The 15,007-nt window shown below is 65.0% G+C and carries 13 protein-coding genes; 4 read left to right on the top strand and 9 right to left on the bottom strand.

Going from position 1 to position 15,007, the window contains the following annotated elements:
- Nucleotide 1: 1 nt before the first annotated feature.
- The 7 genes from Mlute_RS05705 to Mlute_RS05675 all read right to left on the bottom strand — a co-directional run bounded on the left by Mlute_RS05705 (nucleotide 2) and on the right by Mlute_RS05675 (nucleotide 8,549).
- Nucleotides 2-2,395, bottom strand: a complete 2,394-nt coding sequence (locus tag Mlute_RS05705; RefSeq protein ID WP_119359784.1) for an ATP-dependent helicase — start codon at nucleotides 2,393-2,395, stop codon at nucleotides 2-4.
- Nucleotides 2,388-2,942, bottom strand: coding sequence for a DUF4276 family protein (locus Mlute_RS05700; RefSeq protein ID WP_119359783.1), 555 nt, complete (start codon nucleotides 2,940-2,942; stop codon nucleotides 2,388-2,390). The genes Mlute_RS05705 and Mlute_RS05700 overlap by 8 nt, the downstream gene beginning before the upstream one ends.
- On the bottom strand, nucleotides 2,939-4,087 hold the full coding sequence (locus Mlute_RS05695) for an AAA family ATPase (RefSeq protein WP_119359782.1): 1,149 nt from the start codon (nucleotides 4,085-4,087) through the stop codon (nucleotides 2,939-2,941). The genes Mlute_RS05700 and Mlute_RS05695 overlap by 4 nt, the downstream gene beginning before the upstream one ends.
- A gap of 21 nt (nucleotides 4,088-4,108) precedes the next feature.
- Nucleotides 4,109-5,953 (bottom strand): protein kinase domain-containing protein, encoded by a 1,845-nt coding sequence (locus tag Mlute_RS05690; RefSeq protein WP_119359781.1) that lies wholly within the window; start codon nucleotides 5,951-5,953, stop codon nucleotides 4,109-4,111.
- A 23-nt stretch (nucleotides 5,954-5,976) separates the two neighbouring features.
- Nucleotides 5,977-6,915 carry a methionyl-tRNA formyltransferase gene (gene fmt / locus Mlute_RS05685; protein ID WP_119359780.1) on the bottom strand — a complete coding sequence of 313 codons (939 nt, stop codon included), beginning with the start codon at nucleotides 6,913-6,915 and terminating at the stop codon, nucleotides 5,977-5,979.
- 31 nt (nucleotides 6,916-6,946) lie between these two features.
- Nucleotides 6,947-7,555, bottom strand: coding sequence for a peptide deformylase (gene def / locus Mlute_RS05680; RefSeq protein ID WP_119359779.1), 609 nt, complete (start codon nucleotides 7,553-7,555; stop codon nucleotides 6,947-6,949).
- 88 nt (nucleotides 7,556-7,643) lie between these two features.
- The gene (locus tag Mlute_RS05675; protein WP_119359778.1) at nucleotides 7,644-8,549 is read right to left on the bottom strand and encodes a CAP domain-containing protein; all 906 of its coding nucleotides are present in this window, start codon (nucleotides 8,547-8,549) and stop codon (nucleotides 7,644-7,646) included.
- Nucleotides 8,550-8,647: 98 nt separating this feature from the next.
- Between Mlute_RS05675 and Mlute_RS05670 the strand changes: the two genes are divergently transcribed.
- Nucleotides 8,648-9,217, top strand: coding sequence for a CAP domain-containing protein (locus Mlute_RS05670; RefSeq protein ID WP_119359777.1), 570 nt, complete (start codon nucleotides 8,648-8,650; stop codon nucleotides 9,215-9,217).
- A gap of 3 nt (nucleotides 9,218-9,220) precedes the next feature.
- Here Mlute_RS05670 and Mlute_RS05665 read toward each other — a convergent pair whose 3' ends face one another.
- The gene (locus Mlute_RS05665) at nucleotides 9,221-10,456 is read right to left on the bottom strand and encodes a M16 family metallopeptidase (RefSeq protein ID WP_119359776.1); all 1,236 of its coding nucleotides are present in this window, start codon (nucleotides 10,454-10,456) and stop codon (nucleotides 9,221-9,223) included.
- 9 nt (nucleotides 10,457-10,465) lie between these two features.
- Nucleotides 10,466-11,689 (bottom strand): M16 family metallopeptidase, encoded by a 1,224-nt coding sequence (locus Mlute_RS05660; protein WP_119359775.1) that lies wholly within the window; start codon nucleotides 11,687-11,689, stop codon nucleotides 10,466-10,468.
- A gap of 74 nt (nucleotides 11,690-11,763) precedes the next feature.
- Between Mlute_RS05660 and recG the strand changes: the two genes are divergently transcribed.
- The 3 genes from recG to Mlute_RS05645 all read left to right on the top strand — a co-directional run.
- Entirely contained in the window at nucleotides 11,764-14,076 is a 2,313-nt protein-coding gene (gene recG, locus Mlute_RS05655) for an ATP-dependent DNA helicase RecG (RefSeq protein ID WP_407942644.1), read from the top strand.
- Nucleotides 14,077-14,160: 84 nt separating this feature from the next.
- On the top strand, nucleotides 14,161-14,394 hold the full coding sequence (locus Mlute_RS05650) for a hypothetical protein (protein WP_119359773.1): 234 nt from the start codon (nucleotides 14,161-14,163) through the stop codon (nucleotides 14,392-14,394).
- 233 nt (nucleotides 14,395-14,627) lie between these two features.
- Nucleotides 14,628-15,007: E3 binding domain-containing protein (locus Mlute_RS05645; protein WP_182482485.1), on the top strand; the 380-nt coding region annotated here is incomplete at its 3' end.

The raw sequence follows: 15,007 nt of genomic DNA, 5'->3' as shown, positions 1-15,007 counted from the left end.
GCTAGAGCACCTCGAGCCTCGCGTAGCGCAGCGCCAGCCTGCGTACCCCGTCCGCAAACTCCACGGTGGCCACCCCATCCTCTAAATCCACCACTACGCCAGGACCAAACTGAAGGTGCCTCACCTTCTGACCGGGCATAAACACGGGCGGTTTGGAGGGAGAAGATGGCCTGAGGAGGAAGCGCTCGAGGCCGGCAAACTCGCCCGCTGGCCCCTGGCCCGGCTCCACATTGAAGGCCTCCCAGAGGCTTCTGGCCTCGGACGAAAGCCCCAACGCTTCCAGCCAGCCGGCCTGCTCGGCCCGGGCAAAAAGCCGCAGCACCTTGGCGGCCACTTCGGGGGCTTGGGCCGCGTTCCACCAGCGGTACAAGTAGCGCTCCAGGCCCAGCTTGTGCGCGCCCCGGGCCAGGGCCAGGGTCTGGGCGGTGGAAAGTTGGTCGGGCGGGAGGGCCAGGGCCTCGCCCACCCGCTCCACCGCCCCCAGCACCTCTAGGTACTCGGCTTCCTGCAAAAAGGGCGAGAGCGGCAGGCTGGATAGGGCGTACAGGTAGGTATAGGCCGAGCTACGGGTCAGGGCCACGTAGAATAGGCGGCGCTCTTCCTCGAGGTTCTCCGAGCCGCTATAGGGCAGGGTGCCCTGGTTGCAGTCGGGGATAAAGACCAGGGGCCACTCGAGGCCCTTGGCCCGAAAGATGGTCATCAGGCTAACCCGCTCGCGGGGATCCTGGGCGGGGTCGCCCAGGTGCTCCTGGGCCAGAAGCCCAATGTGCCGCAGCAGGTCGGCCACGCTGCCCTTGTCACGGGCGTACTCCAAAAAAGCCCGCACCCCCTCGGCCCTGCCCGCCCCCACCTCGTAGAAGCCCGAGGAGCGCAGCAGGTGACGGCGGTAGTCAAGGCGGGCCTCGAGCGCCTCCAGCAGCGCATGGGCCGAGGCCCGTTCCAGCATCCCGCCCAGCCATTCAAACAAATCGGCCAGCTCAATCAGACGCTTGGCCACCCGCTCCTCTGCCCCGGCGGCCTCCGCCCTGAGCGCATCCAGAAGCGAGGCTCCCTGCTCCACCCGCCACCAGACCGCATCAGCCAACGCGCGGCTCAGGTAGCGCTTGGGGGTGTTGTAGATTTGCAGCCAGAAGCGTTTGGAATCCCCTTCCAGACGGCCCGGCTGCGCCAGGTACAAGTAGGCCAGGAGCCCCTGGATCTCCGGGCGTTGGTAAAAGGGGGTGCTGCCCACTACCTGGTAGGGAATCTGCCGCTCGATCAGGGCCTGCTCGAGGTAGGGGGTCTGGGCATAAAGCCGCACCAGCACCACCATCTCAGAAGGGCGATGGCCCTGGGCCAAAAGCCCGGCGATATCGCTCGCCAGGCTTTGCGCCTGGGCGGGCGGGTGGGGCTCCAGGCGCACGTACACCCGGCCCGCAAAGCCTTTGGTCAGGCTCAGGCGCTTGGGCTCGCGCTGCTGGTTCTGCGCAATCACCCGCCCGGCTAAGGCCACTTGCGGGGCCGGGCAGCGGAAGGTGTCGCGGATCAGGTATTTGCGGGCCTGGTAGCGCCGCTCAAACTCGAGGATGAAGCGCGGGCTGGCCCCCCGCCACTCGTAGATGGTCTGGTCGTCGTCGCCCACCGCCATGTAGTTGCGGTGGGGGGCGGTCACCAGGTCGAGCAGCTCCGACTGGGCCAGGTTCACGTCCTGGAACTCGTCCACCAGCACGGCCTGGAAGGCTTTTTGTACAACCTGCAGGATGTCCGGGTAGCGCACCAGCACCTCCCAGCCCTGCATCGGCATGTCGTCGAAGGTGAGGAGGCCTTCCTCGCGCCGCACCTGCTCGAAAAGCCGGTACAGCTCGAGGTACCACTCGAGCCCCTTGGGTGCTTCGGCCTGCGCGGCCACCTTGAGGGCCTGGGAGGGCAGCGCGGCCTCCTCCAGGTTGGCGTACCGCAGGTTGCCTTTGCAGGCCCCCACATAGCTCAGGAAGTCTTCGGGCTCGAGGTTTTCCAGTTCCGCTACCCAAGGCACCTTCAGCTCGCGGGCCCGCCGCAGGACTCGCTGCAAAAGGGCTTGCTCCGCGCCCTCCTCCTTGACCTCGGCCAGCTTCAAAAGCCCCTCCGAGGCGGCCTTGCGCACGATGCGGTAGCCCAGCGCGTGCAGGGTGGAGACCCGCACCCCCTGGGTGTGGGGCCAGCGGGCCAGGGCGCGCCTCAGGTCGTCTACCGCCATGCGGCTAAAAGAGGTGGCCAGCATCTTGCGCGGCTCAAAGACCCGCTCGCGCACCAGGCGCTCCAGGCGGTGCACCAGCGCGGTGGTCTTGCCCGCCCCGGCCACCGCGAACACCAGCGCGGGCCCTTCGTTGTGGGCTACGATGGCTTGCTGTTCGTCGGTGAGCTGAACGCTAAGCATCTGCAAGTCTGGCAATTTTCTCCAGCTCACGCCAGAGCTTATCAAACGAAGCCGAGCGCCCCCGGAGCACCCCAGGATCGCAGTTTTTGACTAACTTTCCCGCTAGCTTAGCCTGATCTACAGTTTCCGAGTACTTTCCCAAACGGCGCTTCACCTCTTCCTTAGCTCCGCGAATCTCCTCCAAATCTGCTGGTAATCCACCCAATCCCAGGCAATCCGCAGCCGCCAAAAACCAGGTCTCGAACTCACACTTTGCCAACACCACAAAACAATCAAGGCCAGATTTAGAGAGACCCTGCACCAACGACGGCGCCAGTTGTGCCGGGCAGTCGTCGTCGGCGTCCAGCAAAACGAGAACCGCGCCCACGCCTCCCAAATTCCTCCGCGCCAGCTCGAGGTAACGACCCTGCTCGTCTGGACTTTTTATGAAGCGGTTACGCGAAACCCTGAGCGGTCTCAATACGTCCAGTTTGGAAAAGTAGCCACGAATAAGCACTGGTAGTGCCTCCACATCACCATGTCCTTCTACAATGGGCACAACTCTCATAGGAGGGCATCTTGAAATGCTGCGGGCCGCTCGAGCTGACGCTGCCGCAACAGTTCTCCGGCTGTAAACAGCTTTTCCTTGATAAGCTGCTTCTGCGCTTCTGGGATGGGTTGAACCTCAGTCACACCGCGTTCCATGCCAACCACAAAGAGCGACTGAGGCGGAATATCCTCGTGATCTAGCAAATCCGGACTATGGGTGGTCAGTAATATTTGCCGGCTGTCGCTGGCCTCAATCAGCGCATCGGCCAGCACGAAGGTGCTGCCCGGGTGAAGGGCTACCTCTGGCTCCTCGACCCCCGCCAGCGTGACCGAAGTCTGGAAGGCGGCTACCAGCACCGCCAACGCCCGTAGCGTACCATCCGACATCGAACTGGCATAAAAGCGCCAGTCATTTTTGTTGTCCATCCGCTGGAAAAAATGCAGGGTTTCCTTGGGGCCCAGCACCACCGGCTCCACCTTCATTACACCAGGAACAATCTTGGAGAGAAACTCCTGCACCCGTTCCAAGCGCTCAGGCGTCGCACGCATCTGACGCAGGATGCCCGGTAGGTTGCTGCCGTCCCTGCGCAAGATCGGGTAGGCATCGGGGTCTTGTAGGTTGCGGATGGTAGCAGGGTTGGGGTTATACACAGTCATTCGGGTCAGGTACTCGAACACCTCTTTGAACCCCTCTTCTGCCGAAACCGCCCTCAGGTACAGGTCTTGCGGGCTGCTAGCCGCGCTGAGTTTAGGTGAAGATGATTTGAGGAAGCCTCTTTCGACAACAAAAAAGTGTTCCTTCGTATCAACCGGCTCCACCGACGATACCCGGACTTCCTCGCGCGCTATCTGATAGTCGTAGCCTCGAACGGCTTCGATATCGAAGGCGTATTGGGCATGCCAGCGCTCTAGTGCAAGGTGAAGCTCGATTCGAAAGTTGTTGGGCCGACCGCTCGAGCGTCTGCGAACCTCGTTTATGCCCCCACGCTCGCGTATAGCGTAGTCAAGGTTGATGCTCAAGGCATCCGAAACAAAGCGCAGAGCGTCCAGCACATTACTCTTTCCAGAACCATTAGGGCCCACAAAGACCGCGAGGCTCCCAAGCTCTAGAGAAATCTTCCCCAAGCTCTTATAGTTCCGCACCACAAGCCGGGTAAGGGGCATGGCTCTATCCTACTAGGCAGCCTAGGCAAACCAGTACAACTTCCCCGCCAGTGTAGCCACATACAAAGCCCCCCGGTAGGGCAGGGGCGGGGCCTGGATGGGGCCCAGGCCGCTGGCCTCAAAAAGGAGCCGCCCGCTTTTGGCCTCCACGCCGAGCACCCGGCCCTCCTCGGTGCCCAGGTAGAGCACTCCATGGGCCACCGAAAGAGCCCCCGTAACCTTGCCCACCTCCAAGCTCCACACCTCGTCTCCGCTGTCTTGGCGCAGGGCGTAGAGCCTCCCGGCCCAGCTCGCCACGTAAACCTGCTGCTCATCCACAGCCGGCGCACCCCAGAGCTCGCCCTCCAGGTCGTAGGTCCAACGCACCTCGCGCATAAGCGGGTCAAAAGCGTGTAGCTCCCCCGCCCAGGTGGGGATAAAAAGCAGCCCCCCGCGGGCTGGAATCGCAGTGTGCACCGGGCCGGTTTCCACCTTGTAGCGAAGGTGGCCGCTTACGGGGTCTAATGCGAAGAGCCAACCGCTTTCGGCAGCCACAAACAGAAGGCCGCGGTACAAGGTGGGCGTGGCCGAAAGCTCGCTGCCGGCCTGAAAACCCCAACGCAGGGTTCCCCCGGCGTCTAGGGCGTAGAGAAAACCATCCCGACCCGGCAAATAGACGAGTTCGGCCACCAAAGGGGCAGCGGTAATCTCGGCGCGGGTAGGAAAGCTGAGCATGGGCTTTCCGGAAAGGCTCAAAGCGGTCAGGCGGCCATCCCAGGCCGCCACGTAGACCCTCGAGGGGGTCACCACCGGCGGGGCCGAGACCTCGTCGCCTAGGCGCTGGCGGTGAACCGAACCATCGGTCAGGTCAAAGCGGGCCAGGCCCTGTCCAGCCCCCACCCACAAGCGCCCCTCGTGGGCCACCAGCTCCCCCGGCCAGGCCACCTGCCCGGCCAGGTCAAAGCTGCCCGCAAGCTCGAGCCGCTCCGGCCTGGCGGGGCCGCTGGGGTAGTGGCCGCTGCGGCTGGCCCCAGCCCTCGGCGTGGCGGAAAGGTGCTCCCGGTAGGCCCGCAAGGCCTCCTCGAGCGCCGCGTGGACCACCTTGGCCCCGGCCGGCCGCTCGGAGGGGTTCTTGTGCAACAGGGCTATGACCAGCTCGGCCACCTCCTGAGGAACCGCCGGATTGAGGCTTTGAGGTGGCCGAGGGGGTTCGTAGACGTGTTGATACAACACCGACTGGTCGTTTTCCCCTTCAAAAGGAGGTTTGCCGGTGAGGGTGCGGTAGAGCACCGCCCCGAAGCTGTAGAGGTCGGCCTGGGGGGTGAGGGAGAGCCCCTTGGCCTGCTCGGGGGCCATGTACTCCGGGGTGCCCACGGTGATGCCGGTGCGGGTAAGATGGCGGCTTTCCTGAATAAGGTAAGCCAGACCGAAGTCCATCACCTTGGGCTGGCCCTCGGAGGTGACCAGGATGTTCCTGGGGGTAAGGTCGCGGTGGATAACCCCTCGAGCGTGTAGGTGGTCCAGCGCCTCCAGCACCCGCGCCGAGGCGGCTAGAAGGCGCAGGCCCTCCATACCGTCCTCAAAAGGCCCCAGCCGGTCGTAGCTGCCCCCCTCCACCAGTTCCATCACGAAGTAGGTTCGGCCTTCCTCCTCCCCCAGGTCGTAGACCTGCACTACCCCGGGGTGAGAGAGCTGGGAAAGCGCCTTGACCTCCCGGAAGAACCGCTGGCGCTCGCTGGGGTGGATGTGGGCGTGGAGTATCTTGACCGCCACCCGCCGGTCCATGCGCAGGTCGGAAGCCAGCCAGACCTCGGCCATACCCCCCTCCCCCAGGGGAGCCAGGAGACGGTAACGACCGGCCAGCACAGCTTTCGGCGGAACGCTCATGGGTTAGACCATTATGACCCAGCCTACGCTAAGCGCTCCCCCACCGAAAGCCGCACCCCTCGAGCCCACTCGGCAGCAGACATGGGCCTTTTCCCCTCCGGCTGGACCTCTAAAAGGGTCACGCACCCCTGGCCCACTGCCACCGTCAGCCCCGGGGCCACCCGCAGCACCGTGCCGGGCGGACCGGCACAGGGCATCCCTTCATTGAGGAGGCCCAGCACCTTCACCCGCCTGCCCCGAAACTCAAACCAGCTCCCCGGCCAGGGCTGCACCCCCCGATGGCGGTTGTAGATTTCCTGCGCGGTGCGCTCCCAGACAATCTTTCCATCGTCTTTGTGCAGCATGGGGGCGTGGGTGCCCTCAGGGGGCTGGGGAATGGGTTGGAGGTGCTCGAGGTCGGCCAGGACCGCCAGCAGCAGCTCAATGCCCTTATCGCGCAGGCGCTCGGAGAGCTCCAGGGCGGTTTCGTCGGGGCCCACCGGGGTACGCCAGCGGGCCACCACCGGGCCGGTGTCCATGCCCACATCGGTCTGCATGATGCAAACCGCGGTCTCGGTCTCGCCGTTGATGAGCGTCCACTGCACCGGCGCCGGGCCCCGGTACTTGGGTAGGTCGGAGGGGTGCAGGTTCAGAAAGCCGTATTTGGGCACCCCTAGCAACTCGGCGGGGAGGATTTTGCCATAGGCCGCGGTCACCGCCACCTCGGGGGCCAGCTCCTTAAAAAGCAAGAGAAACTCGGGGTTCTTGCGCAAGCGGGCGGGTTTTTCCACCCGCAGGCCCCTCTCCTCGGCCCAGGCCGCCACCGGGCAGGGGGTGAGCTTCAGGCCCCGTCCGGCGGGCTTGTCGGGCTGGGTGACCACCAGCACCACCTGGTGGTGGCGGTAGAGGGCCTCGAGCACCGGCACGGCCCAGGCCGGCGAGCCAAAGAAAGCGAGTCTGCGTCGTACTGGATGCAAGGCCATAGCTAAGCTGTGGGGGTTCCCCTAGGACGACCTAGCGATGCCGGCCGACCCCTGAGCGCGCGGCCTCCTCGCGCAAGAAGGCCTTGGCCCTCCGTTGGAACTCGGCCAGGTCCTCGCGGTGTTCCTCGAGGAACTTTTGCCTATCGGCGAAACTCATCCGCTGGAAGAAGAGGATGCCGTCGAGGTGGTCTATCTCGTGCTGGAGCACCACCGCCAGATAGCCCTCGGCCTCGAGCACCTTCTTCTCACCTTTTTCGTTCTGGTACTCCACCCGCACCCTAAGGTCGCGCTGGGCCCCTTCGGCGTAGAGGCCGGGCAGGGATAAGCAGCCCTCGAGGATGGACTGCCGCCCCTCGCGGTAGGTGATGACCGGGTTCACCATCACATAAATCTCCTTGACCCGGGTCTTGAGGGGGGCTTCGGGGCCTTCTTCCTCCTCTTCTTCCTGGTACTCTGCGGCCACAAAGAGCCGCTGGCTGACGCCGACCTGCGGGGCGGCCAGCCCCACCCCGCGGGCTTCGAACATGGTCTCGAGCATGTCTTGGGCGAGCTCGGGAATACCGCTAAAATCCTGCACCGGCAGGGCTCTTTTCTTCAAAATAGGGTCGCCATACAGGCGGATAGGAAGGATCTCAGCCATTGGTGCTTATTGTCCACGGGCCGTGGCTGATTGTCCACCAGCTGCGCTCCGCACAGACCTTTAGCCCCTGGGATGAAGGAGGGTGCTGCTAGGGCCCCAACGGAACCCGGTGGGTGAAGCTAACCCTGCTGCCCTGGCGAAGGCCCAACCACAGGGTTTCCAGCGTGCCGGGCAGAACGAGCTCGAGGCGCACCGGCCCGGAGAGGTTCTGCCAAAGGCGCGGCTCGGCCCCCACCGCCAGGGCGTACTGGCCGGCAGGAAGGCTGAGCAAAACCCGCCGGCCGGGCACCCGGCTCTTCTCGAGGGTGGTTTCCAGGCGCAGCCCGCGCTCGCCGTTGCGGGCAGCCCACCAGGTCTGCCCATCAAACACCGCATAGCTCACCTCGGCTTTTGGGGGGAGCTCGAGGCGGGCCTGGATGGGCGGATTCAGTCGGGCGTAGAGGTTGTTGCCCACAAACACCCCTACCGTACCGGGCGCCGTGCCCCAAAGCACCAGCACCGTGCGCTCGGCCTGGGCGGGGAGAAGCCGCACCTGGGGGTCAAAGGGCCGCCCGATGAAGTTCTGTACCACCATCACCCTGCGCCCCTCCCGCACCAGCGCCACCCCCAGGTGGGTGAACTCGGGCTTGAGCAGGTTGGCTCGGTGGCCGGGGCTGTTCATCCAACCCGCAAGGGCGCGCGCCGGAATTTCCACATCGGGGTAACCCTCAAAGCTGGCCAGGTTCTCCCCTACCGTGACCTCGAGCACCCCCGCGGCCCGCAGGCGCTCGGCAACCCCCAGGCCGTCGGGGTTCTGGTGGGCAAAAAAGCCCCGCCGGAGCATATCCTGGGCGTGGCCCAGGGCCGCTTTGTAGGCCAGCGCATCCCACTGCAAGGGCTGCAGGCCATGCTCTGCGCGCGCTTGGTTGGTGCGCTGGAGCACCTCGAACTCCAGGGCGCTTTGGGCCCAGGCCAGACCGAAAACCAGGCTCAGAAGCAAGGGCCACGCTTTCACCCCTTGATGATAGGGCCACCAGCAAGAAGAACAGGTTTACATTACCTAAGAGGAGGCTCAATGGCCTTTGGGCCCCTGGGCGTGGCAGGATAGGAGCCATGAAGCCTTGGGTACCGGCTGGGTTGCTGCTGGCCTTGGCGGCCTGCAACCCTCCCGCCTGGCCCGAAACCTCCCCTCCCCCAACAACGAGCGGAAGCCTGCCGGCCTGCAGCGCGATCGCCTTCAATGCCGCCGGCACGGGCCTCAACAGCAACACCTTTACCCAGGCCCTCAACCAAATACGAGCGGCCCCTTGCCGCTGTGCCAAGGAGGACTTCCCCAGTCCATCGCCTCCTGTAACCTGGAACCCCTTGCTGGAGGGGGCCGCCCAGGCCCACAGCCAGGACATGCAGCAGCACAACTTCTTCTCCCACACCGGCTCCGATGGCTCCAACCCCGGCCAGCGCATCGCCCGGACCGGCTACAGCGCGGCTAGCTGGGGGGAGAACATCGCCGCCGGCTACCCCGATATGAACACAGTGCTCCGGGGCTGGCTGGAGAGCAAAAGCGGCCACTGCGAGGCCATCAAAAACCCCAGCTTCAGCGAAATTGGGGCGGCCCTGGTGGAGGGCAGCTCCTCCAACACCTACCGCACCTACTGGACGCTGGTGTTGGCCCGGCCGAGATGACCGCTAGGCCGGCGCCAGGGTGTAGAAGAAGCTCCGGCTGAAGGGCTTTTCCTCCAGAAGGGCGTTGACCTCCCGAAGGGTGAGCCCGGCTATCCTGCGGGCCACCTCGTCCACGGGCTCGTAGGTCCGGTTGTAGGTGTAGCCCAGCCCCACGCTCATCAGCCTCCGCATCGGGGTCTCCCCAGCAAAGGCCAGGGCCGTGGCCAGCTTGTTTTTGGCCCGCTCGAGCTCCTCCTGCCTAACCCCCTCCCGCTCAAAGCGCTCCAGCTCAAAGCGCAGGATGTCCCGCACCCGCTCCTCGTTCTGTGGGGCAGTCTGCGCGTAGACATAGAACATCCCGGCCCGGTCGGCCTCGTCCACCCCGGCCCCCACCGATTCCACCAGGCCCTTGTCGGTAAGGGCCCAGTGAAGGCGGCTGTTGCCCTCCTCCCCCAGGATGCTGGCCAGCACCTGGGCCGCGTAGCGCCGCGGGTCCTGGGCAGAAACCCCCGGTGCAAAAACCGCGATGTAGGCCTGGGTGGCCTTAGGGTAGGGCTCCCGCAGCTCGCCGGTGGCCGGCGAGGGCTCTGGGTAGCCCCGGGGAGCTTCCCCCTGGGGCCAGGCTGCGGTCAGGGCCTCCACCCGCTCCAAAACCCGCTCCCAGTCCACCCGCCCGGCCAGGGCCAGCACCAGGTTGGAGGGCACGTAGCGCTGGGCGTGGTAGGCCACCATCTGCTCCCGGACCAGCCCGCCGATGCTTTGCCGGGTGCCCAGCACGCTGTTGCCTAGGGGATGGCCGCGGAAGTAACGGGCCCGGCCCCGGTCAAAGAGCATCACCTGGGGGCGGTCCTCATAGAGGGCTATCTCCTCCAGGATGACCTGTTTTTCGGTTTCAAAGTCCTCCAGCCGCAGCGCCGGGCGCATCAGGTCGGTCCACAGCTCCAGCAGCTCCAAGGCGAACTCCGGCAGCACTGCCCCGTAGTAAACGGTGTTCTCCTCGGAAGTGAAAGCGTTGTACTGCGCCCCCATCCGGTCAAACTCTAGGTTGACCTCCAGGGCCCCCCGCCGCTCGCTGCCCTTGAAGAGCATGTGCTCCAAAAAGTGCGAGACTCCGGCCATCTCGGGGGTTTCATCGCGGCTTCCGGTCTTGCAAAAATAGCCCAGGGCCACACTCCTGGCCTCTGGGTTCACCTCGGCGATCACGCTTAGGCCGTTGGGGAGCACAGCCTCTTTGAACTCCACAGCTCGAGTTTTGGTCATATCCGCTCCTCAGGCTAGCTTACGGGGGCCCAAAGTGGCCACCCAGGGGCCGCGGTAGGGGTTTTCACGCAGGTACCGGTTGATCCGCGAAAGGTTCACCTCCGCGATTCGGGCCTCTATCTCGTCTAAAGAGCGCACCCGCCCCAGCTGATAGAGGTCGCGGGCCACGCTGGCTGCCCTCTGGCGGGAGGACTCATCCTGCATCACCAAAGCCGCCCGCAGGCCTACCTTAGTGCGCTCCAGCTCCCCCTCGGTCACCCCTTCGGAGAGCCGGGTGATTTCCTCTTGCAACACCCGCAAGGTTTCGCCGGCCCGCTCAGGGGTGGTTCCGGCGTAGACCCTCAGGTAGCTGTAGCCCTTCACCCCGTTGGGGGTGGCGTACACCGAGTAGACCAGCCCCCGCTTCTCTCGCACCTCGGTAAAAAGGCGGCTGCTGCTGCTCCCAGAGAGTACCTGAACCGCCAGCCGAGCGGTGTAGAACTCAGGGTGGGCAGGGGTTACGTCGGGGTAGATCAAGCCAATCTGCACCTGGGCGGTGGCCTGCTCGAGGTGCAGCGCGTGCGGGGCGCTGAGCTCCACCGGTGGGTGGGGCACCCCCTCTCCCCGCCAGCCGCCTAGGGCCTCCTCCACCGCCTCCTTGGCCTCCTCAAAGCGCACCCCCCCCACCAAGGCTAGTATGGCCCCTTTGGGCCTATAGCGCCGGGCAAAGTCCTCCCGGAGGGCCTGGGCGGTGGCCCGCTCGAGGTGGGCCTTCTCCCCATCGGGGTTGCGCCCGTGGGGGCTTTTGAAGACGGCCCGACGCAGCGCGGTGAACATTTTCTTAGGGGGCTGGTCCTCCAAGGCCGCTCGCTCCTGCAGGGCCACCTGCCGCACCGCCTCCAGGTCCTCCCCAAGCAGATGGGGCCGCATCAGCACATCGGCGTAAAGGGCCAGCACCGGCCGCAGCTTATCGGCCAGGAATTCGGCGGCAAAGGTGGTGTACTCCAAGCCGCTGGCGCTGGCCCGCCTCACCCCCAAAGCGTCAAATGCGTCCGCTAGGGCTTGCGCGTCGCGCCCTCCAGCCCCCTTCCAAAGCCAGCCCTCCAGCAGGCTGGCCGCCCCTTCCACTCCCTCAGGGTCTGTAACCGCCCCCACCGGCAGCAGAAGCTGCATGGCCACCGCCGGACTCCAGGGGCGCTCCTCCACAGCCAGCACCAGGCCGTTGGACAAAACCTCAACCTCGGTCAGAGCCATACCCATCAAGTATACGAACCCCTCCAAAACCGACCATGAACCCCTGGACAATCCGCGCTTTTACAATGAGGGCGATGGAGGAGCTGCGCACCCGCCTGCTGCGCCCTTTGGAGCGCGAGCTGGCTGACGGGGCCCGTGACCGGGTGGTGGCAGGAGGCTTGGAAAAGCTGGTGCAGAACCTAGCTCGTCCCTTTCCCGAGGTGCAAAGGACCCTCTCCGGCTACCGCGGGATGGACCTCCAGACCCGCCTCGAGCGGCTCAAAAAGGCCATCGCGCTGCTGGGCGGCCAAGCCAAAGTGCCAAGCGAACCCTGCCCGTCTGCCACCCCACCCTTGGGGCCCGACCTTGACGCTCCGCTGGGGGTCCTCGAGCTGGGCCCCGGCGGCCGCAAAAAGCTGGCCGAGCTGGGCCTGCGAAGCCTGCGCGACCTGCTCCATTACTACCCCCGGCGCTACGAGGACCGACGGACCCTGGGAAGCATACGCGACGCCGAGGACGGTAGCAAGGCCACCGTGGTGGGCAAGGTTTTGAGCCGAGAGCTGGTTAAAACCCCCAAAAAAGGGATGCAGCTCGTCCAGGTGCGCTTTATGGACGCCTGGGGTTGGAAGTTCACAGGGGTGTGGTTCAACCAACCCTGGGTGCTCAAGCAGGTGCCCGAAGGCGCCAGCCTGGTGCTCACCGGCAGGGTGCAGCGGCGCGGGGGGGCCATATCCATGGTGGTGGAGTACTTTGAGGACGAAGGGGGCGAATCCCTCTCCACCGGACGCATTGTGCCGGTCTACGGTGCGAAGGAAGGGGTGGGGCAAGCCTTCTTGCGCCGCTTGGTGTGGCGGGCCCTGCAGGCCTTCCCCCACCTGCCCGACCCACTGGAGGCCTACGTCAAAGACCAGGGGCTGCCCAGCCTGGACTTCGCCCTGCGCCAGGCCCACTTCCCCGATACAGAGGAGAAGCTAGAGCAAGCCCTATACCGGCTCAAGTTTGACGAGTACCTGCTTTTGGAGCTTAAGGTGATGATCACATCGGGGGGCTCGGCCCTGCTGGGGCGGATGTTCAAGGTGACCCCGGGGATGCTCGAGCGCTTCCGGGCCACCCTACCCTTCCAGCTCACCCGGGCCCAGGAGCGGGTTTTGGGGGAAATCCTATCCGACATGCAGTCCGAGCGGCAGATGGCCCGGCTGGTGCAAGGGGATGTGGGCTCAGGCAAGACCGTGCTGGCCGCAGCCGCTCTCTACATCGCCGCGGAGAACGGGGCCCAAGGGGCCCTGATGGCCCCCACCGAAATCCTGGCCAAACAGCACTTTGAGAACCTGACCCGCTACCTCTACCCCCTGGGGGTGCGGGTAGACCTGCTGGTGGGCTCCTTAAGCCAAGGGGAAAAGAAGACCGTGCTGGAACGCCTGCGAACCGGCCAGACCCAGGTGGTGGTGGGCACCCACGCCCTCATCCAGGACGGCGTTGAGTTCCACGACCTGGGGCTGGCGGTCATTGACGAGGAGCACCGCTTCGGGGTGCTGCAGCGAAGGAGGCTTCTGGGCCAGCGCCCGGACGTCTTGGTGATGTCTGCCACCCCCATCCCCCGTTCGCTGGCCCTCACCATGTACGGCGACCTGGAGGTCTCGCAAATAGACGAGCTCCCCCCAGGGCGCATCCCCGTGAGGACCAAACTCCTCACCCAGAAAACCCGCCTGCAGGCCTACGCCTTCGCCCGGCAGGAAATCCAAAAAGGGCACCAGGTCTTCGTGGTTACCCCCATGATCGAAGAGGGCGCCTCGGAGGCCACGCTCGAGCTGGCCGCAGCCACCCGTCTGCGGGAGGAGCTGGAAAGCCTCCTCCCGGAAGCCCGCATAGACCTTTTGCACGGCCGGATGAAGCCCGAGGAAAAAGACGCGGTGATGGAGCGGTTTCGCCGGGGAGAGTTTGACCTGCTGGTCTCCACCACCGTCATTGAGGTTGGGGTAGACATCCCCAGGGCCACCCTGATGGTGATAGAAAACGCCGAGCGCTTTGGCCTAGCCCAGCTCCACCAACTCCGCGGACGGGTGGGGCGGGGAGGGCTGGAGGCCTACTGCATCCTAATTGCGGGCGAAACCTCCAAGCGCACCCTAGAGCGCCTGCGGGTGATTGAGGGCTCCAACGATGGGTTCTACATCGCCGAACAAGACCTAAGGCTGCGGGGGCCAGGCGAACTGCGGGGCCTGCGGCAGTCGGGGATGCCGGACCTGCGCCTGGGCGACCTGGCCTCCGACCAGGAGATTATTGAACGAAGCCGGGCGCTGGCCCAAGCCATTCTAGAGACCGACCCCTACCTGGACAAACCCGAGCACGCCCTCCTGAAGCGGGAGCTCCAGGCCAGGGCGGAGGCGGTGGGCTTCCGGGAGGTCATCTAGACTGTTGCCGCCTCCACAGAAAAATCTTCCCGTGAGGGCTATGGGGCAAACCCTCAGGGGCGCCTTTGGGAGTAGGATGGGGTTATGTCCTTGGGATGGGCCATAGGGGTTCTGGTCGCCTTGGTGGTGGTGGCGGTGGTGTCCTTCCAGCTTGGGCGCCACAGCCAGCGCAGGGCCGAGCAGCCTCAGCCGCGTAGACAGCACCCTTCGGTCTTCGTGGACATGGATGACCGGCCTCCAATGGAGATAGACTTTGACGCCGGCATAAGGGCCAGCCAGCGCGCCCAGCATAAAAACCCCAGCAAGGACGAGGCCTGACCCTGGCTTGACCCACCTGTGCTAGGCTCCTCCAGTGTGGAAGGGCTACTGGCCGTGTTGCTCCTTTTGGTGGTGGCCGTACCCATGCTGGCCCTGCTCGGGCAGGGGCTCCGTGAGAATGCCACCCACGACGAGGCGCAGGAGTGATCTTTGAGATACCAAAAACTGGCTTTAGGGGCTCGGGCGCCAGATGTACGTGAAAAAACTTGCTTCTGCGCTATGATGTAAGGAGCATGAGCGAAGTCAAAATCACACCGCTGGCCCGTCGTCTGGCGGAGGAGAACGGCATAGACTGGCGGCAGCTCCAGGGCACCGGCCCCGATGGTACCGTAGTTGAGCGGGACATCCTGGCCTTCTTGGCCAAGGTGATGGCCGGTGAGGTTAGCCTTCCGCCAGCCCCCGAGGAAACCCCGCCGCCCCCGGGCCCTCTTCCAGACATGGCCCAGGCCCAGGCCGCCTTGCAGCGGGAGGGGGTGGAGCTTGCCGAACTGGTCCCCTCCGTCTCACCTTCCACTCCTTCACCTCCTTCAGCCGCACCCGCGCTGGAAGACCTGGAATTTGACGTAGACCTCGAGAGCATACCCCCTGTACCGCCAGCCGACACAATTTTCAC

The sequence above is a fragment of the Meiothermus luteus genome (assembly GCF_003574085.1).
GTDB classification, from domain to species: Bacteria; Deinococcota; Deinococci; order Deinococcales; family Thermaceae; genus Meiothermus; species Meiothermus luteus.
The sequence above is the reverse complement of the archived record's forward strand: the minus strand, read 5'-3'. Positions and strand labels throughout refer to the sequence as shown.